At 55.9% G+C, this 25,261-nt stretch carries 24 protein-coding genes, 1 pseudogene and 2 riboswitches; of the genes and pseudogenes, 14 read left to right on the forward strand and 11 right to left on the reverse strand.

The features are described from left to right. Positions 1-33 precede the first annotated feature (33 nt). From hrcA to J2Z49_RS07710, 14 genes are all read left to right on the forward strand, one after another. Positions 34-1,080, forward strand: coding sequence for a heat-inducible transcriptional repressor HrcA (hrcA, locus tag J2Z49_RS07645; RefSeq protein WP_307401620.1), 1,047 nt, complete (start codon positions 34-36; stop codon positions 1,078-1,080). Between the two features lie 13 nt (positions 1,081-1,093). Continuing rightward, positions 1,094-2,662: a TCP-1/cpn60 chaperonin family protein gene (locus J2Z49_RS07650; protein ID WP_307401623.1), complete on the forward strand. Its 1,569-nt coding sequence runs from the start codon at positions 1,094-1,096 to the stop codon at positions 2,660-2,662. Between the two features lie 17 nt (positions 2,663-2,679). Then, the gene (grpE, locus tag J2Z49_RS07655) at positions 2,680-3,393 is read left to right on the forward strand and encodes a nucleotide exchange factor GrpE (protein WP_307401627.1); all 714 of its coding nucleotides are present in this window, start codon (positions 2,680-2,682) and stop codon (positions 3,391-3,393) included. 16 nt (positions 3,394-3,409) lie between these two features. Next, positions 3,410-5,236: a molecular chaperone DnaK gene (gene dnaK / locus J2Z49_RS07660; protein ID WP_307401630.1), complete on the forward strand. Its 1,827-nt coding sequence runs from the start codon at positions 3,410-3,412 to the stop codon at positions 5,234-5,236. 174 nt (positions 5,237-5,410) lie between these two features. Next, on the forward strand, positions 5,411-6,547 hold the full coding sequence (gene dnaJ / locus J2Z49_RS07665) for a molecular chaperone DnaJ (protein WP_307401633.1): 1,137 nt from the start codon (positions 5,411-5,413) through the stop codon (positions 6,545-6,547). A 16-nt stretch (positions 6,548-6,563) separates the two neighbouring features. Beyond that, positions 6,564-7,490: a 50S ribosomal protein L11 methyltransferase gene (gene prmA, locus J2Z49_RS07670; RefSeq protein ID WP_307401634.1), complete on the forward strand. Its 927-nt coding sequence runs from the start codon at positions 6,564-6,566 to the stop codon at positions 7,488-7,490. Beyond that, on the forward strand, positions 7,487-8,248 hold the full coding sequence (locus J2Z49_RS07675; protein ID WP_307401747.1) for a 16S rRNA (uracil(1498)-N(3))-methyltransferase: 762 nt from the start codon (positions 7,487-7,489) through the stop codon (positions 8,246-8,248). Before prmA ends, J2Z49_RS07675 begins: the two co-directional genes overlap by 4 nt. Beyond that, a complete protein-coding gene (mtaB, locus tag J2Z49_RS07680) occupies positions 8,245-9,582 on the forward strand; it encodes a tRNA (N(6)-L-threonylcarbamoyladenosine(37)-C(2))-methylthiotransferase MtaB (RefSeq protein ID WP_307401637.1) in 1,338 nt (445 codons plus the stop codon). The genes J2Z49_RS07675 and mtaB overlap by 4 nt, the downstream gene beginning before the upstream one ends. Positions 9,583-9,659: 77 nt before the next feature. Then, entirely contained in the window at positions 9,660-10,004 is a 345-nt protein-coding gene (locus tag J2Z49_RS07685) for a histidine triad nucleotide-binding protein (RefSeq protein WP_307401750.1), read from the forward strand. A gap of 115 nt (positions 10,005-10,119) precedes the next feature. After that, positions 10,120-10,296: a 30S ribosomal protein S21 gene (gene rpsU / locus J2Z49_RS07690; RefSeq protein ID WP_013823688.1), complete on the forward strand. Its 177-nt coding sequence runs from the start codon at positions 10,120-10,122 to the stop codon at positions 10,294-10,296. 41 nt (positions 10,297-10,337) lie between these two features. Further along, positions 10,338-10,970, forward strand: a complete 633-nt coding sequence (locus J2Z49_RS07695; RefSeq protein ID WP_307401642.1) for an NfeD family protein — start codon at positions 10,338-10,340, stop codon at positions 10,968-10,970. 123 nt (positions 10,971-11,093) lie between these two features. Further along, complete coding sequence (floA, locus tag J2Z49_RS07700) at positions 11,094-12,110, forward strand: flotillin-like protein FloA (protein WP_307401645.1); 1,017 nt, start codon at positions 11,094-11,096, stop codon at positions 12,108-12,110. Positions 12,111-12,113: 3 nt separating this feature from the next. Continuing rightward, on the forward strand, positions 12,114-12,845 hold the full coding sequence (locus J2Z49_RS07705; protein WP_307401647.1) for a chromosomal replication initiator protein DnaA: 732 nt from the start codon (positions 12,114-12,116) through the stop codon (positions 12,843-12,845). 45 nt (positions 12,846-12,890) lie between these two features. Further along, positions 12,891-13,445 carry a Chromate resistance protein ChrB gene (locus tag J2Z49_RS07710; protein WP_207543833.1) on the forward strand — a complete coding sequence of 185 codons (555 nt, stop codon included), beginning with the start codon at positions 12,891-12,893 and terminating at the stop codon, positions 13,443-13,445. A 37-nt stretch (positions 13,446-13,482) separates the two neighbouring features. On the opposite strand, the gene J2Z49_RS07715 is transcribed toward J2Z49_RS07710, so the two are convergent. From J2Z49_RS07715 to J2Z49_RS07765, 11 genes and pseudogenes are all read right to left on the reverse strand, one after another. Beyond that, positions 13,483-14,682 (reverse strand): MFS transporter, encoded by a 1,200-nt coding sequence (locus J2Z49_RS07715; protein ID WP_307401651.1) that lies wholly within the window; start codon positions 14,680-14,682, stop codon positions 13,483-13,485. A 522-nt stretch (positions 14,683-15,204) separates the two neighbouring features. Beyond that, positions 15,205-15,972, reverse strand: a complete 768-nt coding sequence (locus tag J2Z49_RS07720) for a beta-ketoacyl-[acyl-carrier-protein] synthase family protein (protein ID WP_307401655.1) — start codon at positions 15,970-15,972, stop codon at positions 15,205-15,207. Positions 15,973-16,021: 49 nt separating this feature from the next. Beyond that, positions 16,022-16,318: pseudogene (locus J2Z49_RS14850) on the reverse strand (acyl-CoA thioesterase); the annotation flags it as partial. Positions 16,319-16,450: 132 nt separating this feature from the next. Further along, positions 16,451-17,014, reverse strand: coding sequence for a class I adenylate-forming enzyme family protein (locus tag J2Z49_RS07730; RefSeq protein ID WP_307401661.1), 564 nt, complete (start codon positions 17,012-17,014; stop codon positions 16,451-16,453). An 84-nt stretch (positions 17,015-17,098) separates the two neighbouring features. Beyond that, on the reverse strand, positions 17,099-17,572 hold the full coding sequence (locus J2Z49_RS07735; protein ID WP_307401663.1) for a HEAT repeat domain-containing protein: 474 nt from the start codon (positions 17,570-17,572) through the stop codon (positions 17,099-17,101). 136 nt (positions 17,573-17,708) lie between these two features. Beyond that, positions 17,709-19,481: a dynamin family protein gene (locus J2Z49_RS07740; RefSeq protein ID WP_307401665.1), complete on the reverse strand. Its 1,773-nt coding sequence runs from the start codon at positions 19,479-19,481 to the stop codon at positions 17,709-17,711. 82 nt (positions 19,482-19,563) lie between these two features. Further along, positions 19,564-19,625: riboswitch (Fluoride riboswitch) on the reverse strand. A gap of 9 nt (positions 19,626-19,634) precedes the next feature. Continuing rightward, positions 19,635-20,066 carry a universal stress protein gene (locus tag J2Z49_RS07745; protein WP_121450671.1) on the reverse strand — a complete coding sequence of 144 codons (432 nt, stop codon included), beginning with the start codon at positions 20,064-20,066 and terminating at the stop codon, positions 19,635-19,637. A 126-nt stretch (positions 20,067-20,192) separates the two neighbouring features. Continuing rightward, positions 20,193-21,365 carry a cation:proton antiporter gene (locus J2Z49_RS07750; RefSeq protein WP_307401670.1) on the reverse strand — a complete coding sequence of 391 codons (1,173 nt, stop codon included), beginning with the start codon at positions 21,363-21,365 and terminating at the stop codon, positions 20,193-20,195. Positions 21,366-21,427: 62 nt separating this feature from the next. Further along, positions 21,428-21,491, reverse strand: a riboswitch (Fluoride riboswitch). 81 nt (positions 21,492-21,572) lie between these two features. After that, on the reverse strand, positions 21,573-22,322 hold the full coding sequence (locus J2Z49_RS07755; protein WP_307401752.1) for a heparan-alpha-glucosaminide N-acetyltransferase: 750 nt from the start codon (positions 22,320-22,322) through the stop codon (positions 21,573-21,575). 16 nt (positions 22,323-22,338) lie between these two features. Then, positions 22,339-22,542 (reverse strand): hypothetical protein, encoded by a 204-nt coding sequence (locus tag J2Z49_RS07760; protein ID WP_307401673.1) that lies wholly within the window; start codon positions 22,540-22,542, stop codon positions 22,339-22,341. A gap of 152 nt (positions 22,543-22,694) precedes the next feature. Continuing rightward, on the reverse strand, positions 22,695-25,199 hold the full coding sequence (locus J2Z49_RS07765; protein ID WP_307401676.1) for a heavy metal translocating P-type ATPase: 2,505 nt from the start codon (positions 25,197-25,199) through the stop codon (positions 22,695-22,697). Between the last annotated feature and the right edge of the window lie 62 nt (positions 25,200-25,261).

Below are 25,261 nucleotides of genomic sequence, written 5' to 3' on the forward strand. Positions count from 1 at the left end.
CACAATCGAGTGCTAACAAAGGGGGTGCTAAGGGTGAGAATGGATGCCCGCAAGCAGGATATCCTTCTGGCCATTATCACCGATTACATTGCCACCGCTGAACCGGTGGGTTCCCGCACTATCGCCCGGAAATACCGGCTGGGCATCAGTCCGGCCACCATCCGCAATGAGATGGCCGATCTGGAGGAGATGGGTTATATTGAACAGCCACATACCTCCGCCGGACGAATCCCTTCGGAGTTAGGATACCGGTATTACGTGGATTATTTGATGAAACGGCAGGAGCTAACCGTCGAGGAAGAAGAGTTGATCCGCAAAAGCTATCGCCAGAAAGTGCGGGATGTGGGAGAAGTAATTCAACGCACGGGACAGTTATTGTCCCAGTTGACCCAGTACGCCGCCATGGTGCTTCCGCCCAAAATCGGTACCAGCAGCTTTAAATACATACGCCTGGTTCAACTGGGTCCCGAGCAGGCCATGCTGGTCGCCATTATGGATAGCGGCACCGTGCACCACCGGATTATTGATATACCCAGTGGCATAACCTCCGAGGACCTGGAAACCATCTCCACGGTGCTGAATGCCAAACTTCAGGGTCGCACTATGGACAGCATTAAGCTAACCCTGGTGAAGGAAATTTACTTTGAACTGGTCAAGCATAAGCACATTATTGAGCTGGCCATGGAACTGTTGCAGGATAGCCTGACCAGGCAGCCGGAGGACAGAATATATCTTGGCGGGATCCTTAATATATTAAATCAACCGGAATTCCATAATGTGGAGAAGGTTAAAACCTTGCTCAGCCTGCTGGAACAGGAAAATCTTCTGTGTAATTTATTAGCTGACGACGTGGGCAAAGAAGGCGTTACCGTGCGCATTGGCCGGGAGATCCGCTGCCGGCAGATGAGCAACTGCAGTATGGTCGTGGCCACCTACCGGTTGAAAGGGAAGCCCGTCGGGTCTATTGGCGTTTTGGGTCCAACCCGCATGGATTACGCCAGGGTGGTCACCGTAGTGGAGCATTTGACCAAAAACCTTTCCCGCGCCCTGGAAGATCTCCTGGGAGGCGGGGGCAAATAAGGGGGAGCGGGTTTTGAGTCTCAAGCAGCAGGCCAGCACGGGCACGGAAGTGGATGAGCGGCTGGCGGCCCTGGTCACCAATGCCAACGCCGTTCGTGCCATTGCTTCGGCAGTAGAAGGTACCCTGGGGCCAAAGGGCCTGGATACCATGCTGGTGGATAAATTTGGGGAAGTGGTCATTACCAACGACGGTGTAACCATTCTCACCATGATGGAGGCCAATCATCCCGCGGCCCGGATGTTAATCAATATTGCCAAGGCCCAGCAGGAGGAAATTGGCGACGGTACCACCACTGCTACGGTAATGGCCGGGGCCATGGTTGGTGCCGGGGTGGAGCAGGTGGCCCGGGGAGTGCCGGTAGCCCGGGTTATTGAGGGCATCCGGGCGGGAGTTAAGCGGGGCCTGGAGGTTATGATGCAAAAGGCCCGGCCGGTGGCAGATCTGGACGACCCATTAATCTATCAGGTTGCCCTGGTGGCCGGACGGGGGCACGAGGATATTGCGGCCCTGGTGGTGCAGGCGGCCAGGATGATTGGCCGGGATAAGCTCTTAGACCGGGCCTTTCGCTTTTCAGATACCGTCATGGCTGAGGAAGGGGCGGATAACCAGGTTTTTATGGGCGTGATCGTAAACAAGGAGCCCATGAACCGCCAGATGCCCCGGGAACTGACGGATGCTGGGGTGCTGGTAATTGATGATGCCCTGGAGCCGGAGGAAATTGAGGAGGAAGCCCTGGCCACCGAAGCCGGCTTTGCCCGTTACATGGAGTTGCAGGACCAGTTCCGGGAAAACATACAGAAAATTATTGACTTGCAGGTGGGGCTGGTGCTGGCCGACCGGGGCGTCCATGACGTTGCCGAAGAAATGCTCACCGATGCCGGCATCATGGTCGTCCAGAGGGTGGCCAACAAGGAGCTGCGCCGGGTGGCCGAACACACCGGGGCGCGGATGATCAAGCGCACCGGGTTGAAAAAAGATTTGGAACAGATCAAGCGGTGCCTCGGCCGTTGCCGCCGGGTTTTTCATGATGAAAAGCTGGAACAGGTCTGGATTCAGGAAGGTGCCGGAAAGCCCATGGCTACCGTCCTGGTGGGTGCCGCTACCGCCGAGGTGGTAGGGGAAAGGGAGCGTATTGCCAAGGATGCCGCTTCCGCCGTACAGGCAGCCGTGAAGGGAGGAGTCGTTCCCGGCGGGGGAGCTCTGGAGCTGGCCGTGGCCCGGGAAGTGGAAAAGGTCCGGGCCTCCATGCGCGGCATGACCGCCTACGGGGTGGATTGCGTGGTGGAAGCTTTGAAACGCCCCCTGGCCCAGATTGTGGCCAATGCGGGCTTCAATCCCCTGGAAAAGATTGGCGATGTCATGGCCGCCCAGGTGGAGACGGGGAACGATGCCCTGGCCGTGGACTGCGATACGGGCCAGGTAGCGGATATGTACGAGCTGGGAGTTGTGGACCCCGTTCTGGTGAAGACTTACGCCTTTAAAGCCGCCGGGGAGATTGCCGAAGCCATTTTACGGATTGATACCATCATCAAGAAGCGGGAAGACAGGGAGGTAAACCCGAAACAGGCGACGGACTTATAACTGGCGAGGTGACGGAGATGGAAGAACAAAAAGTCCCTCAAAATATAGAGGCTGAGGAAACCAGGCCTGCCGGTGCCACCCAGGAAAGCCCACCGGCAGGGGAATCCGGCAGCGAAGCCCAAAATGCCCCTGCCGGTCAATACGGTTTGCCGGACGATGGACAGCAGCCGGCAGGTGAATCCCGGCAGGAAATGGATGTAAAGGAACTGGAGCGACGCCTGGCCGAACAAACGGCCCTGGCCCAGGATTATTTCCAGCGCCTGGCAAGGGTGCAGGCCGATTTTGAAAACTACCGGCGCCGCATAAACCGGGAGCGGGAAGAATGGTTTAAATATGCTTCCCAGCCCCTGGTGGCGGAGCTGTTGTCCGTGCTGGATAACTTTGAGCGGGCACTGGCGGCCCGGGAGGAGGACCCCGCCCGGGTGGTGGCGGGGGTGGAAATGATCTACCGCCAGCTCAAGGAAATCCTTACCAGGGAGGGGCTTTCTCCCGTGCCGGCGGTAAATGAACCCTTTGATCCTGCCAAACACGAGGCAATCATGCAGGAAGAAACCGATGCTTACCCGGACAACACCGTTATAGAGGAACTGCGCCGGGGCTACTATTTTAAGGACCGGCTGTTGCGGCCGGCCATGGTCAAGGTGGCCCGGGCGGTGTCCTCGCCGGAGGAGCAAAATCAAGGGCAGGAAAAAGAAAACAAAGAGAACAACCAGACCAGCAGTGTCTGTTAAGGAGGGGAATTTATAGATGGGGAAGGTTATAGGCATTGACCTTGGTACTACCAACTCCTGTATGGCCGTCATGGAAGGCGGCGAGGTAATCGTTATTCCCAACGCTGAAGGAGAACGCATTACTCCTTCTGTAGTTGGTTTCACCAAAACTGGCGAGCGCCTGGTGGGCCAGTTGGCCAAGCGCCAGGCAGTGAGCAACCCGGAACGGACCATCAGGTCCATCAAGCGGCACATGGGTACCAATTACAGGGTAAAAATTGACGATAAGGAATATACCCCCGAGGAAATTTCGGCCATGATCCTGCAGAAACTAAAGGCTGACGCCGAGGCCTACCTGGGGGAAAAGGTGGAGAAGGCGGTTATTACCGTACCCGCTTACTTTACCGATTCCCAGCGGCAGGCCACAAAGGATGCAGGTAGAATTGCCGGCCTTGAGGTGCTGCGCATTATCAACGAGCCTACCGCTGCCTCCCTGGCCTACGGGCTGGACAAAGAGGAGGATCAGACCATCCTGGTGTTCGACCTGGGTGGAGGTACCTTTGACGTATCCATACTGGAGCTGGGCGACGGCGTCTTTGAAGTGAAGGCCACCAGCGGAAACAACCGCCTGGGCGGCGATGATTTCGACCAGCGGATCATGGACTGGCTGATCGAGCAGTTTAAGAAAGAGACGGGCATTGACCTGCGCAACGACCGTATGGCCATGCAGCGGCTGAAGGAAGCTGCCGAGAAGGCCAAAATTGAACTGAGCAGTGTCACCACCACCAATATCAACCTGCCCTTTATTTCCGCCGATGCCAGTGGTCCCAAGCACCTGGACGTGACCCTTACCCGGGCCAAGTTTGAAGAACTGACCGCCGACCTGGTGGAAATGACCATGGGCCCGACCCGGCAGGCCCTGGCGGACGCCGGCCTGGAGCCCAAGGACATCCACAAGGTGATCCTGGTGGGCGGTTCCACCCGGATTCCGGCAGTCCAGGAAGCCATTCGCAAGTTCCTGGGCAAAGAGCCCTACAAGGGGATCAACCCGGACGAGTGTGTGGCCATTGGGGCGGCCATTCAGGCCGCAGTGCTGGCCGGCGAGGTCAAGGACGTGCTGCTTCTGGACGTAACGCCCCTCTCCCTGGGCATTGAAACCCTGGGCGGCGTCTTTACCAAGATCATTGAGCGGAATACCACCATTCCCACTTCCAAGAGCCAGATCTTCACCACCGCCGCCGACGGCCAGACTACGGTGGAAATCCATGTGCTCCAGGGCGAACGCCCGATGGCGGCCGACAACAAGACCCTGGGACGGTTTACCCTTACCGGTATTCCCCCGGCACCACGGGGAGTGCCGCAAATTGAAGTTAAGTTTGATATCGACGTAAACGGCATTGTCAACGTTTCCGCCAAGGATCTGGCCACCGGCAAGGCCCAGAGCATTACTATCAGCGGCACTTCCCGGCTCTCGGAAGAAGAAATCCAGCGCATGGTTAAAGATGCGGAAAGACATGCCGAGGAAGACCGCAAGCGAAAAGAAGAGGCGGAACTGCGTAACCAGGCGGACAGCATGATTTACCAGGCGGAAAAAACCATTAAGGACCTGGGAGACAAGGCCGACAAGGCCAGGGTGGAAGAAGTGAAGAAGGCCGTGGAAAGGCTGAAAGAAGCCCTGGGCGGAAAGGACATGCAGCTCATCAAATCCCGCATCGATGAACTGACCAAGCCCCTTTATGAATTGTCCGCCCTTCTTTACCAGCAGCATGCCCAGCAGGCCCAGGCCGGCGGTGGCGGCGCTACCGGTTCCGGGGGCGAAAAAGTGGTGGATGCTGATTACGAAGTCAAAGACGATCAGAAGTAATTGGCAGTAGCCGCAGCAATATTGTATAATACTAGCGGATGTGCTTTCGCGTCGCAATTTGTTGTGCGATTTCTTCTGGCCGGTGGTTTATGAAGACGACTGCCGGCCAGGTTTGCATTGTTACCAGGAGGCGTTTGGCAATACAAGAAGGTATAGTCAGGTGGTGGTAACGCCATGGCAAAGCGTGACTACTACGAAATCCTGGGAATATCCCGGGACGCCACGCAGGAGGAAATCAAAAAAGCCTACCGCAAGCTGGCCCGGCAGTACCACCCCGACGCCAATCCCAACGATAAGGATGCGGAGGCCAAATTTAAGGAAATAACTGAAGCCTACGAAGTTTTGAGCGACCCGGAGAAAAGGGCTCAGTATGACCGCTTTGGCCATGCCGCCACCGGTAATCAAGGATTTGGCGGGTTCGAGGGGTTTGGCGGTTTTGGCGGCTTTGGTAGCGATTTTGGCGGCCTGGGGGATATTTTCGACATGTTCTTTGGCGGGTCCACCCGGCACAGGCGCGGTCCAGAAAAAGGCGATGACATCCGGGTGGATCTGGAGCTTTCCTTTAAAGAGGCCGCCTTTGGCCTGGAGAAGGATATCCGGGTACCCCGCATGGAGCCATGCAGCACCTGTGACGGTACCGGGGCCGCTCCCGGGACCCGTCCTGTGACCTGTCCCGTGTGCGGGGGCTCCGGGCAGATTCAATTTGCCCAGAGCACACCCTTCGGGCGTATTTTACAATCCCGCACCTGCGACCGTTGCCGCGGTGCAGGCCGCATTATCGAAAAGCCCTGCGCCAACTGTCACGGCAGCGGGCAGGTTCGCCGCACCCGCACCATCAACATCAAGATCCCCGCCGGTGTGGACGACGGGACGAGGCTGCGGGTAGCCGGTGAGGGAGAGGCCGGCTTAAGGGGTGGACCGCCGGGAGACCTGTATATTTACATTCGCGTCCGGCCTCACAAGATCTTTAAACGTGAGGGCAATGACGTGATCATGGAACTGCCCATTTCCTTTGCCCAGGCTGCCCTGGGAGATGAGGTGGAAGTACCCACCCTTGAAGGCAAGGCAACCATACGTATTCCCGAGGGCACCCAGCACGGCACCGTCTTCCGCCTGCGGGGCAAGGGTATTCCCGACCTGAGCGGGTACGGGCGGGGTGACCAGCTGGTACGGGTCAAGGTGATGGTTCCCACCAGGCTTACCGAGGAACAGAAGAAGCTGTTACGCCAGTTTGCCCGGTTGAGCGGGGAGAACCCGGCCGGGGTGGAAAAGGGTTTCTTTGATAAAGTAAGGGACGCCTTTATGGGTTAATGGGAGGCCGGTTAATTTGCAGTGGTTGGAAATTGCCGTCACCACGCCTGACGAGTGGGTTGAGGCGGTAAGCAATATGTTTATTGAGCTGGGTACCGGCGGGGTGGCCATTGAAGACCCCGCCCTCTTTTCTTTGTATTTACAGGGACCGCAGGATGAGGTGGCTCTGGACCCTCTATCCCTGCCGCGGGAGCCGGTGGTGAAGGCTTACCTGCCCGTGGATGAAAATCTGGACGCCCGTTTGGCCGCCCTGAAAGAGCGGTTGGCGACTCTGGCCGGTGAGACGGCATTCACCTTAAACACCAGAAAAATGAAAGAAGAGGATTGGGCCGGTTCCTGGAAGGCATACTATAAGCCCGTTTGTGTGGGCAGGAAACTGGTGGTGAAACCCGCCTGGGAAGAGTACCGGGCCCTCCCGGGCCAGGTAGTGATTGAAATGGATCCGGGGATGGCCTTTGGTTGCGGCACCCACCCCAGCACGCGCCTTTGTCTTTCCCTGCTGGAGGATGTCCTGGTCGGCGGTGAAGTGGTGGTGGATGTGGGCACCGGTTCGGGCATCCTGGCCATTGCCGCCGCCCTGCTGGGTGCCCGCCGGGTGGTGGCGGTGGACAACGACCCGGTGGCCGTGGCGGCCGCCCGGCAAAATGTAGAGCAAAACCGGGTGCAGGACCTGGTGGAGGTCATGTGCGGCGATTTACTGGCCGGTATGGAAGGCCCCGTGGATGTGGTGGTGGCCAATATCGTGGCCGATGTGATTATTCGCCTCGCCCTCCAGGCGCGTAAGATTCTAAAACCCGCCGGCCTCTTTATTGCTTCGGGTATCATCAGGGGGCGGGAGCAGGATGTCGCTGGCGCCATGCATTCTCACGGTTTTGAGATTATAGACCGGCGCTGCAGTGGCGAGTGGCATGCCCTGCTGGCCCGTGGGGGGTGCCGGCCATAGGTTATTTCTTTGTTTCCCCGGAGCAGATTACCGGGGATCGGGTGACCATTACCGGGCCCGATGTGGTGCATATTTCCCGGGTGTTGCGCCTTGCACCCGGGGACGTGATCACGGTTATGGACGGGCGGGGCAAGGGGTACCGGGTGAGGTTGACCGGCACCACCGGAACTACCGTTGAAGGGGTGATCCTGGAGCAATTTATCCCCGGGGGAGAAGCTCCCCTGAAGGTGACCCTGGTCCAGGGGCTTTCCAAGGGCGACAAAATGGACATAATTATACAAAAGAGCACCGAGCTCGGCGTATCCTGTGTGGTTCCTTTAGCCTGTCGCCGTTCCGTGGTCCGGCTTACCCCGGCCAAGGCCCGGGAACGCCAGCAGCGCTGGCAGCGGATAGCGCTGGAAGCGGCCAAGCAGTCCCGCCGGGCAATAGTGCCCCGGGTCACCGAGGTTATGGATCTGGCGGCAGTGCTTGACCTTATATCCCCGGGTGCCCTGGCCCTGATGCCCTGGGAGGAGGAACGGGAGTTTTCCCTGAAAGCAGCTCTTAGAGGGCAGTCCTGCGGGGAAGTGTTTATCTTTATCGGTCCTGAGGGCGGGTTTGCTGCCGGGGAAGTGGCCATGGCCAGGGAAAGGGGCGTACTTTCCGTTTCCCTGGGCCCGCGAATCCTGCGCACGGAAACGGCGGGACTGGCCACACTGACTATGGTTCTTTATGAGCTGGGGGACCTGGGCGGGTATCCAGCAGGTAGCGACCGGTGAAACCAACCGTGGGGGTGAAAGACGTGCCCAGGACTGTAGCCGTGACCACCCTGGGATGCAAGGTTAATCAATATGAGTCGGCGGCCCTGGCCACCCTGTTCCGGGAGCGGGGCTATAAAGTGGTGGACTTCAGCGAACCGGCGGACATTTATGTCATCAACACCTGTACGGTTACCCACCTGGGGGACCGCAAGTCAAGGCAGCTTATCCGGCGGGCCACGCGAAACAACCCCCATGCCCGTGTGGTGGTAACCGGCTGTTACGCCCAGACCTCGCCGGAAGAGGTGCTCTCCATCCCCGGCGTGGACCTGGTGGTGGGGACAAGGGACAAATCCCGCATTGTGGATCTGGTGGAGGAACTGGAAAGCCGTAAGGAAGGGCCGCTGGCCGTGGTACGGGATGTTTTTGCTGACCAGGATTACGAGGAACTGCCCGTACCGGCGCTACCCTCCCGCGTGCGGGCCTTTTTAAAAATCCAGGAAGGGTGCAATAATTATTGCGCCTACTGCATTATTCCCTATGCCCGGGGGCCGCTGCGCAGCCGGGATCCGGAAAATGTCCTGGCCGAAGCCAGGAGGCTGGTAGCCGGGGGCTTTAAGGAACTGGTGCTCACCGGCATTCATACCGGGGCCTACGGCCAGGACCGGCCCGGCGGCCCGGACCTGGCCGGCCTGGTGGAATGCCTGGCTGAAATTCCGGGATTGGTGCGCCTGCGCCTCAGTTCGGTGGAACCGGTGGACATTACAGATAAACTGGTGGATATAATGGCTACCAGGCCCAATGTCTGCCGCCACCTGCATATCCCCCTGCAAAGCGGCGATGATACGGTCCTGGCCCGTATGCGCCGTCACTATACCACGGCCTGGTTTCGTGAGCTGGTTCAAAAAGTGAGGGGGCGCGTGCCCGGCATAGCCATTACCACCGACGTTATTGTTGGTTTCCCCGGGGAAAGCGATGGCCAGTTTGAAAATACGTTTAATTTTGTGCGCGAGATGGCTTTTGCCCGGCTGCATGTTTTCAAGTATTCCCCCCGGCAGGGTACAGCCGCGGCCTCCTTTCCCGACCAGATCAGTGCCCCGGTGAAGGAGGCGCGAAGCCGCCGGATGATTGCGCTGGGAGATGAGCTGGCCCGTTCCTTTGCCGCCAAACATATTGGCCGGGAAGTCCAGGTGCTGGTGGAAGAAGAGTTGCCAGAAAAAGCAGGTTTCTTTGCCGGTCTTACCGATAATTACCTGCGGGTAATTTTCCCGGCCCGGGAAAATTTTGTGGGCGAGCTGGTACCGGTGCGGGTGGAGGGGGTAGAGGGGACGGATTTAAAAGGGATCATAATTTAAGTTTACCGGCAGGATTTAATTCCTTCAATGTTGAATAAAAAACCGTTGTTACTATGTTACGGGAGGGAGGTGGCATGATGCAGGATTGCATTTTCTGCAAGATCGTGAAAAAGGAGATTCCCGCCGAGATCGTTTATGAGGATGAACATGTGATGGCCTTTAAGGACATCCACCCGGCGGCTCCCGTCCACCTCTTGCTCATTCCGAAAAAACATATCCCCACCTTCTTCGACCTGGCGGATGAAGACGTTTCCATAATCGGACGCGTTCAGCTGGCGGCAGCCCGGGTTGCTCAGCAGTTGAACCTGGAAGAAAAGGGGTTTCGGTTGGTCAGCAATTGCAAGGAAGATGCCGGCCAGCTAATTTTCCATATTCATTATCATTTGCTGGGGGGTAGAGCGCTGCAGTGGCCACCGGGCTAGTTGACGCAACTGTAGAAAGCGAGCTATAATAACAGGGTATTTTGCAATTTTGGGTTGGGGGTCTTTGCACTTATATGAACAGCCTTACAGCCTGGCGGAGGGAGGGAAAAGAGCAGTGCCAGAAGTACGTGTTGGCAAGAATGAAACCCTGGATAGCGCCCTCCGTCGCTTCAAGCGTTCCTGTCAGAAAGCTGGCGTCTTAGCCGAAGCAAGACGGCATGAACATTACGAAAAACCCAGTGTGCGGCGCAAGAAAAAATCCGAAGCGGCCAGAAGGCGTAAGTACCGTTAATTGCCTGGCCGGGCCGGCGGAAACGAAAATTCACCGCGCACGTGTGGCGTCAGCAGGAGAAGCCCGGTGCTGGATTAAAGCGCGCCGGGCATTTTTACACCTTCTACGGCTGCCGTCCCGGCGTTGCGGATCTCCCCGGGGATTTTAACGGATGGGGGGGTGAACCAAAGATTATGCCTGGTCAACTTTTAACCTGGCTCTCGGTACTGGCTTTTTTGCTGGGCTTTATTGCCCTGGTGCTGGAAATTTTCGTCGTTCCGGGCTTTGGCGTGGCGGGGATGACCGGGATCATTCTCCTGGCGTGGGGGGTATTGTTGCTGGCGGTGGATTTTACCCAGGCCACGGCTGCGCTGGTGGTGGCCCTGGCCCTCACGATAGTGGTATTTTCCCTGGGGCTTAAATTTATGTCCCGGCTGAACCTCTGGCAGCGTTTAACCCTGGGTACAAGGCTGGAGAAACATGAGGGCTATGTGGCCGGGCAGGTGGACCTGGGGCACCTGGTGGACCTTACGGGGGTGGCGTTAACCCCCCTGCGGCCCGCGGGGACGGCGGAAATTGCCGGCTTGCGGCTGGATGTGGTTACCGGCGGGGAATACATCCCAGCCGGGGCGAAGGTACAGGTGGTGCGGGTGGAAGGGAGCCGGGTGGTGGTACGCCGGGCAGACTACATTTAGCTGTATTGCACAAGCTAAATATAAGCCGGGATGGCAGGTAGTGTTTCTTCACTTCAAGGACAGAAGTGGCCGGAGCCGGTTACCATACTGCGCTTTTAATTAATTCACTGCAGGAGGTGTCGGATGTTTACTCTGCTTGGACTTTCCACAATCATTTTCTTCCTGCTCATTTTAATTGGCGTGGCTGTGATTTTCAGTTTTATCCCCGTAGGCCTGTGGATTTCCGCCCTGGCCGCAGGAGTAAAAATCGGCATTTTCACCCTGGTGGGCATGCGCCTGCGGCGCGTCCCGCCGGCAAAAATTGTCGGCCCGTTGATTAAGGCCGATAAAGCCGGCCTCAATGTAACCGTAAACCAGCTGGAGGCCCATTACCTCGCCGGGGGTAATGTGGACCGGGTGGTGGATGCCCTCATTGCCGCCGAGCGGGCCGACATTCCCCTCACCTTTGAGCGGGCCGCGGCCATCGATCTGGCCGGGCGCAATGTCCTGGAAGCGGTGCAGATGAGCGTCAACCCCAAGGTGATTCAAACCCCCGTGGTGTCTGCCGTGGCCAAGGACGGCATTGAGGTCAAGGTCATCGCCCGGGTCACGGTGCGGGCCAATATCGACCGCCTGGTGGGTGGTGCCGGCGAGGAAACCATCCTGGCCCGGGTTGGCGAGGGGGTGGTGACTACAGTGGGCAGCGCCGAAAGCCACAAGCACGTGCTGGAAAACCCGGACTCCATTTCCCGGACCGTGCTGGAGAAGGGCCTGGATGCCGGTACGGCTTTCGAAATCCTTTCCATTGATATTGCCGACGTGGATGTGGGGCGGAACATCGGCGCCCAGTTGCAAATCGACCAGGCGGAAGCCGACAAGCGCATTGCCCAGGCCAAGGCAGAGGAGCGGCGGGCCATGGCCGTGGCCAAAGAGCAGGAGATGCGGGCCATGGTGGAGGAAATGCGCGCCCGGGTGGTGGAAGCGGAAGCGGAAGTGCCCCGGGCCATGGCCGAGGCTTTGCGCCAGGGCAAACTGGGTGTCATGGATTACTACAACATGCAAAACCTGCTGGCCGATACCCGTATGCGCGAGGGTCTGGCCAGGATGGGCGGCGAGCCGGGTGAGCCCGGCGAGTCCTCCATGAGGGGAAAGGAACGCTAACCCATGGAAGCGCTCATTTTCTGGGCTTTTCTCCTGTTCATTTTCTGGACACTCTTTGCCAGGGAGCGCGCTAGGTCCGGCCGGCGTTATCCCGGGGGCCCCATTCCTCCCTTTCCGCAGCCGGATGCGCGGGAAAAACCGCAGGATGGTTCCTTAAGGGAACCAGGGAATTACGGGGAGGAGGAAGATTTGCCTTTACCGGGACCCTGGAGCCGTCGACAGGAAGAAGCGGATCTACCCCTGCCCGGTCCGTGGAGCCGCAGGCCGGAAGAGACTGACTTGCCCCTGCCAGGTCCATGGGACCGCCGGGAAACTGACCCGGAGGATGTTCCCCTTCCCGGCCCGTGGAACCGGCAGGAGGAAGGACCGCTTCCCGGCCCCTGGAGCAGGCGGGAAGGGGATCCGCCCGGCCAGGTGAACGGGGAAAAGGTTCGCAAAGCACCTGCTGGTGTGTTCCGGCGGGAGCAACAGGAGTGCTGCCCCGGCCCCGCTTTAGAACATAAACCGGAACGGATGGCTGAAACGAAGCGTGAAGCTTACCGGGAACGTTCCGTACAAAACGTGCCTGGAGTTGAAGGTGCGGACCAGGTTTTTCCGGAAACCCGGGGATTCTGCCCCCGGCCGGTGCAATGTCCCCTGCTTTCGAGACGCAACCTGGCTGCGGCGGTAATCCTGTCTGAAGTGCTGAATTCCCGCGGTGGCCGGCAGGTCCGGAGAAGGAGAGGGACGCGGTAGGAACATCATGGCAAAATCAAGCTGCAATTGAGGAGGTACTATGACGTGCAGGAGTGGCTTGTACTTGTTTATAAGTTGCCGCCAGAACCGTCCCGTTACAGGGCGGCAGTCTGGCGGCGGATCAAGTCCCTGGGAGCAATATACCTGCAGAACGGGGTCTGTGTTTTGCCTTACGGACGTGACACCGAAAGGCAGTTCAGACAATTGCGCAAAGAGATTGAGGATTGCGGAGGGGAATCCTTTTTAATCAAAGGTACGCTGCTCGTTGGCGAACAGAACCTGATAGAACTCTTCAATGCGGCCAGGGACGAGGAATATGCGGAAATCATCGACCGTTGCGAAGATTTTTTCAAGGAAATAGAGATGGAAACTGAAAGCCGGCACTTTACTTACGCCGAACTGGAAGAAAACGAAGAAGATCTGGCCAAGCTGGAAAAATGGATGAAAAAGGTTATGGAAAGGGACTTCTTCCAGGCCAGCCTGGCAGAAAAGACAAAGGAACTATTACAGGAGTGCCGTACGCGTCTGGATGAATTTGCCGATCGGGTTTTTGTATGCGAAGATTCCATGCATAAAAAACCTGAGTGTATGGAATCCTGATAAATTTGAGAAAAATTTTTGGGATTTTACTGGAATTTCATATTGCTTTTAAATTGTTGCGTTTTCCCAGATAAAGCATAATTGGTACTGCCAGTAACTGAACTATCACCGAAAATGCCACCACATACCCTACCGACAGGTCATACAAAATCCCCATCAGGGCGCTGCCCAGGAACCAGAACAGGCCGTACCCGGTGTTGAACACCCCGTAGGCAGTACCGCGCCTATCAGGAGGGATCATACCGGCAATGGCTGCCCTTAAAACCGATTCCTGTGCCCCCATACCAATACCCCAGATTACCATCCCTGTTACAACTGTTATAAAGTCCCCCAAAAACACTAAGGGTGCAAATGAGGATGAAACCAGTACAGCTATGACCAGAATATTGATTCCGGTACGGTCAAACAAGTATCCAAAAATTAAAGCCGCCAGGGCATCGGCTGCCATTGCTATGGCATAAAGTATTGGAAGCCATTCGGGCGAAATCAGAGAAGTCTTACCCAGGTGGAAGGCAATTAAAGGATAATCAACATAGCCGGCCGCTATGAGGGCGACGGCAGCCAGGTAAAGCCAGAATTTTGACGGTAAACCTTTGTCTACCGCCATGATTGGCGTTGCTTCCAGCTCTCGCGGGACCGGATATAAAATCCTGGCAGCGATGAGGATTATTAGCGCAACGGAAGCCGGCACCAGTAAAACGGCAAATCCTGCTTTATAATTGCCTTTTAAAAAGTATAACACCAGGGCCACAATTAAAGGACCGGTAATGGCGCCAATTTGATCCAGAGCTTCGTGAAGGCCAAATCCCCGTCCTCTCCCAACTTCCGAAGTGGCGTAAGAAAGCATGGCATCACGGGCGGGAGTACGGATGGCCTTCCCCACTCTTTCCGTAATCATTAAACCTGCTGCCACCGGCCAGTTACCTGCCAGGGCCAGAAAAGGAACCGCCAGGAGGTTGAGAAAATACCCCAGTATTGTAATCGGCCAGTATCTCCCCGTACGATCGCTTATATAACCGGAAAACAGCCGCACACCGTAACCCAGCAGTTCTCCCAGTCCGGCAACGAAACCAACGATTGTTCCGGTGGCCCCCAGCACTGCCAGGAAAGGACCGGTAATGCTGCGGGCACCTTCATAGGTCATGTCTGAAAAGAGGCTAACGATTCCTAGCAGGATGATAAATTTGAATGCTCTCCGAGTGGTGTGATTCATTTTCTTTTCTCCATGAGATTCCATCAGGAGTCCTCCTTTCCTGTTTGCTCCTCCAGTAGATACAACCATCTGTAACTTGAATGGTATCCAGGCGGGGAAAAATTAAATCAACCACTTTACACCATATAACACTCCCTTCTTTTAACAGAGCAGAGAGATAAAATGACCAAAAATATAACTGCTGTTACATTTAGATTATAACTATATTTATATCTAGATTATAACCATGGTGGTTTAATAGATCAATACTTTTTTATATTCAAACCTCTGAAAACCGGGGACAGATACGAGGTTGCCGTACCGTGCCTTTATGAAATTGTCGATGGGGTGTCTTTTGGAAAAGATCCGCTTGCTTTGGGCAAATAAAATCCCCCGGAGCTTCGGCGGGGGATTTGGGATAAATTTACCTCGCTTCACCAAAAGTACCTTAAATAATGTTGCACTCACAATCCTGGTTTTTCAGTGCACCCAATTCAGCTTTCGGAAGAATGCCTTCCGGTGGAAAAAGTGAACTCACAAATACCAGGTTGCCGGCAGATACCCGGCTCATCTAAATTCCCGCACCACCAGGCAGGCATTCTGCCCTCCAAATCCGAAGGAATTGGACATGGCCACCCTCACTCTTGTCCGGCGAGGTATATTAGGCACATAATCCAGGTCACAATCCGGATCCGGCTCTTCGTAATTGATGGTAGGCGGTACGATTCCTTCTTCGATGGCTTTGATACAGGCTATTAACCCGGTTATGCCACCGGCTCCCATCAGGTGCCCCGTGGCTCCCTTCGTGGAGCTAATGGGAATCTGAGAAGCACGGGAACCAAAGACAGCCTTAATGGCCAGAGTTTCCACCCGGTCGCCCAGGGGCGTGGAGGTTCCGTGAGCGTTAATATAGTCGATGTCTCCGGGTGTCAAGCCCGCCCTTTCCAGGGCCTTACGCATGCACAGGATTTCTCCCCGCCCGCCGGGTTCGGGCGCCGTGGTATGGTAACCGTCGCCAGAGTTGGCGTAACCGATTAATTCCGCCCTGATCCGTGCGCCCCGGCGCTCAGCGTGAGAAAGGGTTTCCAGAATCAATGCGCCAGCTCCTTCTCCCATCACCAATCCGTCCCGACGGCGGTCAAAAGGACGGCTGGCCTTCTCCGGAACGTCGTTGCGGGTGGAGATGGCTCTGGCGGCATGAAGGCCGGCTATGACCAGGGGACAGATGATGGACTCCGCCCCTACGGCGACCATAACGTCGGCTTCTCCGCGTTGCAAAAGCATGAGTGCGGTACCCACAGCATCCGCCAAAAGGCTTTCCCCGCTCATCCACATAAGCGTGGGTGGTAAAACCCTCGGCGGCCAGCACCCCGTCTTTTTTGAGTATTTTATATTTAAATCCGATTCTCGTCCGGGTTAAAGTGACCAGGACGGTTTCCAGAATGATTATCTCCTCCGGCCGTAGCGACTTTTTATACCGGCAACCGGCCTCAAGAGCCACCATATTGATGTTTTGCCGATGAAAAAGGGTCATATAGGGCAAGCCGTATTTTTTGAAAAGCTGAATGCGACCGTTGGAAAACCAGTCAAAGTATTGGGCGTAGTAAGCAATGCCGGCGGCGTCGCAGTCACCCCAGCCAACCTCCATTTCAAGGCGGCAAAAGGGATACCGGTTGCTCATTAGAACCCCCCTCACTAAATTAAACCGTTATAATTTTCTTGCGTTTTCACTGGCACTGGTTTTATGCGGAATCGTACCAGCGAAAAGCGAGGTGTTAAAACAAGTTGAGTTCTACCCCCCATCCGCCGCCGGTCAGGCCCGTTCCAGCAGACCCGCCTGTTGATCCCTGATCGCCTGCTCTTTTACTTTGTAACGTATCTTTTTCCCCGTGGCTGTGTAGGGTATCTCCTCCACAAATCTGTAATAACGAGGTTTTTTGTACATGGCCAGCATGGGATGATTACGGCAGTGCTCGTCCAGTTCTCTGGCAGTGAGGGAGGGGTCCGCTTTGATGACATAGGCTACGACGGCTTCCCCGCGGATTTCATCGGGAACTCCGATCACCACCGATTCCTTTACTTTGGGATGTTCGTTAATCACTTCCTCTACCTGATCCGGGTAAATGTTCTCACCCGCCGAGATGATCATATCGTCTTTTCTTCCCACCACGGTGATGTATTCATTTTCATCCCAGGTGCCTGGATCACCGATGTAAATCCAGCCCTTGTAAAAAACCCGTTCGCTTTCCGCCGGGTTATTCACATAACTATATGTGGTTTTGGCCGGCGCCTTTACTATGATTTCACCGATCTCCCTGTTGTCCTTGGCAACGTAGTCATCCGATTCGGCCCGGCGGTCAGGGTAGATTTTTACCACCGCGAAAGCCGTTCAGGTAGGTAAATTCATATTCAAAGATATCTTTGAACATACGTATGTCGTAAGTGTAGTCTCCCCGGTTCATCATTCTAACCTCCCCGTATAGAATTGACTCTTTTCCGGAGAGTCACGAGCCACTTTTTCATTACTTCTTACCGAATCCTTAAAATCCAGGGCGTGCAGCGCCTCTGCGGCGGCTATACGCACTACCTGATTTTGGTCCTTCAGAGCTTCGGTGAGGGCCTCCCTGGCCCGGTTGCCGCCCAGCCTGCCCAGTGCTTCGACGGCTGCCAGACGGGCCGGCAGAAACGAATTGTGTTGTAATAAAAATATTAGATGCGCCGTCGCCTGCCTATCACCGATTTCTCCCAGGGCAAGAGCCGCATCGGCCAAAATGTAAGGATCGTTGCCGTTTTCCATAAGGCAATGGAGGAGCGGCAAGACAGCCGATTTTTCTTTCAATTTTCCCAGCAGCCAGGCCGCCCTTCGCCGGATGGCGGGATCTTCATGTCTGAGGGAGGCGATCAGTTTTTCCACGTAGCTTTCTGTCGACTCCATGGCGAATTCCTCCATTCTACCGGCAAAAGCAGGTTGTTGACGAATCCTGCACCTGAAGCCAGGCCCACAAGCCGTTGCACTGGCAACCAGACCGGAAACGGGCCGGTGACCTCCCGCGTTCCTAACCGGGCCTTCTTCAAGCATTTTCCAGTTTCAAAAGGCTTTCCAGGTTTTGCCTTAAAATAAAGAACTTCTGCTTTTCCTCTTCGCATTTGGCACGGGATTTTTCTTGTTCGGCGACACTGGCTTTCTTTTCCTCAAGGGCTTTTTGCAAAGCGTTTTTAAGGCTGAAGGCAACAGCGTCCGAGCGCAACCTCAGCTCACCTGCCACCTGGCGTACTTTTTCCTTTAAACTCTCCACCAGGTCGGCCCGCACCCTCCCACAGTTGCGGTTCAAAAGCTCCGCCAAACTGGCACGGGTTTTGGTAAGTATGTGTTTCTTAAGCAATGCCTTTGGTAAAAGAGATGCTACGGTCAATTCTTCAAAAGCGGGAATAAAGGTGGGGTGTTCGTAAAAGTGGAAGTAGAAATAGCGATCGCCCAGAATATAGTCTTTATAAGCCGTTTTGTGTACTTCTACCTGGAAAATTTCTGCCGAGGCAGCCATCAAACGGTCTACTATATCTTCGATGCGCCGGAAAAACCGTCCTGCCACCCGGGCGAATTCCTGCTGCATTATTTCTTTTTCGCGTTCCCTTTGTTCTTCAAGCACACCCAGGATGATCTTCTTGATGTAATCCTGGGCCAGGCTGGCAGTTTCTTTCACCGAATGCCTGGGGTAATTTTCCTCAATAAAATCCTCCAGCTGTCCGGCCAGTTGAGGAAACACGCGGCGTTCAAAAGCTTCCATGTCTTCCGCCACCCTGGCGGCCAGCTTATCCACCTCCCGGTAAAGCAAGTAGATGCTGTCTTCCCGTTCCTGCTCCAGATGGGCCAGTTCTGCTTCAAAGGCGGTAATCTTTCTTTCCAGTTCTTCCAGGGAATCTTCCATACCGCGCCGCCAGAGCTCCAGGCCCAGCTCCAGTTCGTTCAGGATGCGCAGCGCCCGCGAGGCCGTGGCCGAAATAATGAGCGCTCCCTTCTGGCGCCTGATCAGCTCGTTTATCAGGTTCTCCAGTTCCGTCATCCGGCTTGTTTCCAGCCGTTCTGCATCATTTTGCTCTTTTCCTTCCAGGGCCAGGCGGGCTGAAAGCGGGACCAGTAAAATGTCCTGAGTCTGAAGTTGTTCCTGCAGCATCCTGCGGGTGAAGTCTAAAGCTTCCGCCAGGTCATGCGGACTGACAATGTCAATTTTGTTGAGCACAAATATGAGCTTATGCACGTGATGCCGGACGTCGCGCAGGTAATCAAGTTCTCCCTTGCCCAGTGGTGCATCTACTGAAATAACAAAAAGCGCTGCGTCGGCCCGGGGCAGGTAGCCGTAAGCTGCTTCGGTATTGTGGGTGTAGGCCGAACCAACTCCCGGGGTATCTACCAGGATAATTCCTTCGGCCAGGAAAGGGGCGGGATAGATAACCTCCACTTCGCGCACTTTTTTAATGTTACGGGGGTTTTCTTTTTCCGTTACGTACTGCACGATAGCTCCAACGGGTACTTTTACGCTTCGTCCGTCCAGGAACACGACCGTTGCCTGCGGTTCCGTGCCATGGCGTATAAAGGTGGGGATCGCTGTAAGAGGTACGATGGCGGTAGGCAGGATGCGCGTTCCCACAAGGGCATTGATCAGGGTTGACTTGCCCCGCTTAAACTCACCCATCACTACCAGGGTGAATGTCTCTGAGGCAACCCGGGCCAGGCTTTCGGTGAGCAGGTCCACCGCAAAGCGGTTTTCTCCGGCTTCAGCCAGAGTGATCAGTTGTTCGACCGCATTGATGAGCAGTGTTTTTTGCTCACGAAAATATTCCAGCATCAACCAATCACCTCTTTGCTTCCGTGTTTAAGGGAGCAGTATGCCGGAAAATGAACAAAAACTCCTACCATCACCTTACTGGATTTTGGTAGGAGCCATCAGCCTTTCCAGGCGTTCCAGGCGAGCTCCATCGCCATGGAGCAGTTTCTTGGATTAATCTTCCCTGCCTTTTGCCACCAGTACATCACAAGCTGCGTGACGGATTACATAAGAAGAGACGCTGCCCATGACCAGCTTTTGAATGGCGCTCCAGCCGTGGGTTCCCACTACAATCAAATCAAAATTATTCTCCCGGGCATAGCGCACGATGGTTTCTCCCACGTGGCCGAAGATCAAATGCGTGGTCAGCTTTACGTTTTTGCCGGCTGCTCGGGAAACCGCATCTCCCAGCTTCTTTTCGTAAAATTCCCGTGCCCTGGTCACCATGTCGTCTACTTCTGCTACGGTGCCCGCATAATCGGGCAGGTTTACCACGGCAACCGCGTGCAGCTCGCACCCGCAGCAACGGGCCAGCTCCATTCCTGCAGACAGGGCCTTGTTGGAGTAGGGAGAACCATCATAGGCCACCATGATCTTGCGGTACATAATCTCACCCTTTCGTTAGTCTCCCGTCCTTCGGGTAATTGCTTTCATAATCTTAATCGCTAGTAACTCCTCTTTTTCGGCAGGGACTTCCAGAAAACGTGTCTCGGGGGATTCTTAAAACAGTCCTCACTCCTCCGGTACCGGGCGACGTTCGGAGATGGAAACTACATCGCCGGCTTCGGCCGCCTCCACCCGGGGCCGGAAGAAGGCCTGGGCGATAATGGTGGGGATTACCCCGCTGGCTATCACCACCGTGACCAGGACGGTATATTGTTGCTGGTTGATGAAATTATGGCTCAACCCGAAAAGTGCCGAGATGGTGCCAAAGGTAAGGCCCGTACACATGAGCAATGTGGTGTACATGCCTTCCCGGTGCTTATAACGAAACAGCCTGGTTAGAGGCCATATTCCAATAAATTTGCTTACCATTTTTACCATCAGCAAGATCAGGATCAATCCAAAGGAACCCACAACGGCAGGCAGGGAAACAAACAAACCCGCTTTCAGGAAGTAAAAGGGGGTGAGGAAGGCAAAGGCAGCGGCCCGGATGCGCTGCAAAAGTTCTTTTTCCTTCTGAAAGAAACCCGCCAGGGCCAGGCCCAGCAGGTAGGCCGGCAAAACCGCTTCGCTGTTGGCCTTGCCGGCCAGCCCTCCCAGCAACAGCAGGGCAAAAAGCACGTATTTTACCTCAATCTGGCTGACCTGGCGGCCGAATCTCTCCTGAAAGGCGGGTGTGATTTTGGGCATTAAGAACAGCACAATCGCGGTGGCCGCAATAAAGATGAGCATCCAGTAGTCATAGTTGGCAAAGAGTATACCCAGGGCCAGCACCGTGCCCAGGTCGTTAATAAAACAGGCGGCCAGGATGATTTGCCCCAGTTCCGTTTCGTTCAGGCGAGTTTCCACCATGACCGCGTAAACTATGGCCACGGAAGTGGTGGAAAGGGCGATGCCGGCAATCTGCGCCGCCTGCAGGTTCCACCCGGCCACGTAGTAGGCATAGGCAAAAGCCCCCAGGAAGGGGAAAAGAAAACCTACCACACCCAGGGAAACGCTTTCCTTGAACTTGCTTTTCAGCACCGCCGGATCCACTTCGGCCCCGGCCAGAAAGGTAAGGACAATGGCACCCAGCCCGGCCAGGAAATTAACCCAGGTATTTACCTCCAGCCCAAGGTAGTTACCACCAATTACCCCCACCATGATCTCCACCATGGCCACAGATATACCGGTACGTACAGAAATCAACCCGGCGGCCAGGGCCAGCCCAATCCAGGTAGCCGCCACAAGCCACGTGTTCAAAGAAAATACCTCCTTTTCTCGCTAAATTGCATTATAAAAGCTCCTACCGGAAACCCCGCGGGATTCTGGTAGGAGCTATTAGCCTGGAAAAGGCAATTTAAGGCGAGCTCCATCGCCTGGTTGGATATATCTGACGAAAGTATATTAGCATGTTCAGCCAGAAGGTGTCAATAAGAAACTACTTGATACGGACACAGGATCACTCTGCTATTTTACAGCCAGGAAAAACAGGTACAGGAGTAATAAAATCACCGGCTGGTGTACCAGGTAGATGGTCAGCGAATGCCGGCCCAGGAATAGTAATGACCGGCCCAGCGGGTGGAAGGGCAGGGGAGAATGGGGAAAAAGGCTTCGTTTAGAGGGGTAAAACATTTGCCCCAGGGCCATGCCCCACAGGAACACCCCAAACCAGGGGAGAAGGGGGTAATAGTCCACGGAAAAGAAGTCCTCCCTCACCAGGCCCAGCCAGGCCAGCCAGTTGTGGGGCCAGGTAAGGGTGCCGGTATAGTGTCCGGCCAGCAGGATAAGGGCGCCCAGGACCGTTAGAACCGGTGAAGGCAGTCCCATGAAAAGGGGGGCCAGGATCATGCTTGTCCCCAGGAATTGCAGGATGCCGAAGATGATGTTGCTCCCGGGGAGCGCCACCCCGGTAACTATATAAATGATGAACCCCCACAGGAGGATTTTTATACCCCGCCGCAGGTTATTGGTGCTGAAGAAAGAGCTTATGCCCGCAATGAGGATGAAGAGAATGGCCGCTCCTTTTCCTGTATAGTAAATTAATCCCTTCTGGTAATCCAGGGGAAGATGGTGAAACTCTGCCAGGTCGTAAAGTAAGTGAAAGGTCACCATCAACAGGAGGGCCACTCCCCGGAAAAGGTCAATTTCCCATATGCGGTTGATCGGTTTGGCTTTTATTTTTTCTTTTACTGTGCTTGCGCTGGCGGTCGGCTTTATGGCCGGATTCCTCCGTTCAAATGTGCCTTTTGTTCATGTACGAGATGACAATGGGCATGGTGATGATCATGCTCAAGATAAAGACCCACACGGCGCCCCCGGTGCGGGCCACGGGCGGGTAGGAAATCCCCGTGGCATATGTGGCCAGAAGAAAGAGAAGGGCGGCGGCCAGGGAGATGCCCGTGTAGATCAAGAGGCTCTTGCGGGCTGGGTCACTCATCTAACTTCCACTCCTTTCCGGTTCCTGAAGTTCGTAAATGTCCAGTTAAACCACTCTGTTAATTCCGAAGGCAATCGTTGTCCAGGGCGAACGATTTTGCGGAGCGCCGGTAACAGCACCCGGGGTTTTGCGACGGTATCGACAAGGATGCGTTATCCCCTCTTCATGGAGGGGACAAAACGTTTTAAGAGCAGGGTGTTCAGGGTTACCGATACCGAGCTCATAGCCATAAAGAAGGCGGCCAGCTCCGGGCTTACAATCAGGCCAGTAAAGGGGTAGAGCACGCCGGCGGCAATGGGAATGCCCAGGCTGTTGTAAATAAAGGCCCACACCAGGTTTTGGCGCACTTTGCGCATCGTCGCCCGGGCTATTTCTATGGCCGAAACCACGTCCCGCAGGTCGGCCTTGATCAGGATTACCTCGCCCGTTTCCTTGGCGATGTCTGTGCCCGTGCCAATGGCCATGCCTACGTCGGCAGCCGCCAGGGCCGGGGCGTCGTTGATACCGTCTCCCACCATGGCCACCCGCAGGCCGCGGGCCTGCAGCTTGCGCACCTCTTCGGCCTTGTCCTGGGGCAGCACTTCCGCCAGCACTTTTTCAATACCCGCCTGGCGGGCTATGGCTTCGGCAGTGCGGCGGTTATCCCCCGTGATCATGATGACCTGCATGCCCATTTTTTTCAACCGGGCAATGGCCTGGGGGACGTTTTCCTTTATCGTATCGGCCACTGCGATTACCCCGGCTGCCTGCCCGTCCATCGCTAAAAGCATGGCCGTTTTGCCATCCTGCTCCAGGGATTCCACAAAGGGCAGCAGGGCTTCAAAGGACACTCCTTCCCTTTCCATCAGCCGGCGGTTGCCCAGCAATATCGTGCGGCCCTGGTAGCGGGCCTTGATGCCATGGCCGGGGATGGCCTCGAATTCCTCCGCTTCTTCTACGGCTACGCCGGCCTTTTCCGCTCCCCGGACAATGGCTTCACCCAGGGGGTGCTCGGAATTTTTTTCCGCCGCAGCAGCCAGGCTGAGCAGTTCCTCCCGCGTAAAGCCGGGGGCGGGGATGACGCCGGTAAGGGAAGGTTCACCCCGGGTAATGGTGCCCGTTTTATCAAACAACACCGCCTGCAAGGTGGCGGTGGCTTCCACGGCATCGGCTCCCTTGAAGAGAATGCCGTTTTCCGCCCCCTTTCCCGTCCCGGCCATCATGGCGCTGGGGGTGGCCAGTCCCAGGGCGCAGGGGCAGGAAATGACCAGGGTGGTCACGCTTAAAAGCAGGGCGAAGCCAAAGACCCCCACCTGGGCCAGACTGTAAGGTGAGAGGATGAAGTGGCTGTCCGGCCGGAAAAAGGCATGGTAACCGTAGAAAAACCAGAAGAGGAAAACGGCCAGCGCCAGCACGTGGACCCCGGCAATGAAGTGCCCGGCCACGAAGTCGGCCAGCCTTTGCACCGGTGCCTTGGTGGCCTGGGCATCTTCCACCAGGCGGATGATCTGGGCCAGGGCCGTATCCCGCCCAACCCTGGTGGCCTCAAATTTAAAGGTTCCGGTTTTGTTGATGGTGGCTCCAATTACTTCGTCACCCGGCTTTTTCTCCACCGGGATACTTTCCCCGGTGATCATGGACTCATCCACCGCCGAATGCCCTTCAATTACCCTTCCGTCCACCGGGATGCTTTCCCCGGGACGCACCACAACCACATCGCCGGGTACCACATCAAGGGCGGCAATTTCCATCTCCCGGCCTTCCCGGATCACCCGGGCGGTTTTGGGCTGCAGGTTGAGCAGCTTACGAATGGCTTCGGAGACACGCCCCCGGGTGAGGGCTTCCAGGTAGCGGCCCAGGACGATAAAGGCGGTTAACAGGGCGGCCGATTCAAAAAAGGTGGCCCCTTTGCCCCCAAAACCGGCCCCGGGCCAGAGGGTATTGATGGTGGCAATGATGTATGCGGCCCCTATTCCCGTGGCATAGAGAAGGTTCATATCGGTGGCGCCCTTCTTTAAGCCGTTGAAGCTGTGCACGAAGAACTGCCAGCCGGCGATGAAGACCACCGGGGTGGTCAGCGCCCACAAGAAGAGGGTATTGCCCATAAACTCGGGTACAAAACGGGGGAAGATCCACACGTCCCGGAACATGCCCAGCATTACCAGGATGGATAGGGGCCAGGCAACCCACATGTTCCGGGCCTGGCGGTGGATTTCCTGCCGGCGGGCCTGCCTCTCCCGGTCCAGGGCTTCCTGTCCCGTGGCCTTTTCGGCCACCTCGTAGCCCAGACCGGCAATTGCTTCTTTAATTTGGGTCGGTGTTACCGTACCCGGATAAAAGGTTACCCGGGCGGCTTCCGCGGGAAGGCTTACGGCTACATTCAATACTCCGGGCAGCTCAGAAAGTGCCCGTTCTACCCGGGCTACACAGGCCGCGCAGCTCATGCCCCTTACGGTCAGGTGAATTTCCCCGGTAGGTACCTGGTAGCCCAGTTCCCGGATGGTATTGACCAGCTGTTCCACGGATACCTTTTCCGGGTCATATTCTACACTGGCCTTTCCGGTGACCAGGTTGACCACCGCGTCAGTTACCCCTGGTGTGTTTTTTAAGGCCCGTTCCACCCGGGCCACGCAGGCGGCGCAGGTCATGCCTTCTACGGGGATGCTGGTTTGTTTCATTTGATTGCCTCCTTATACCGGGACTGGCAGCCCAAACCGTTTTCTTCTACGGTACCCCTGTA

The organism is Desulfofundulus luciae, assembly GCF_030813795.1.
Classification (GTDB): domain Bacteria; phylum Bacillota; class Desulfotomaculia; order Desulfotomaculales; family Desulfovirgulaceae; genus Desulfofundulus; species Desulfofundulus luciae.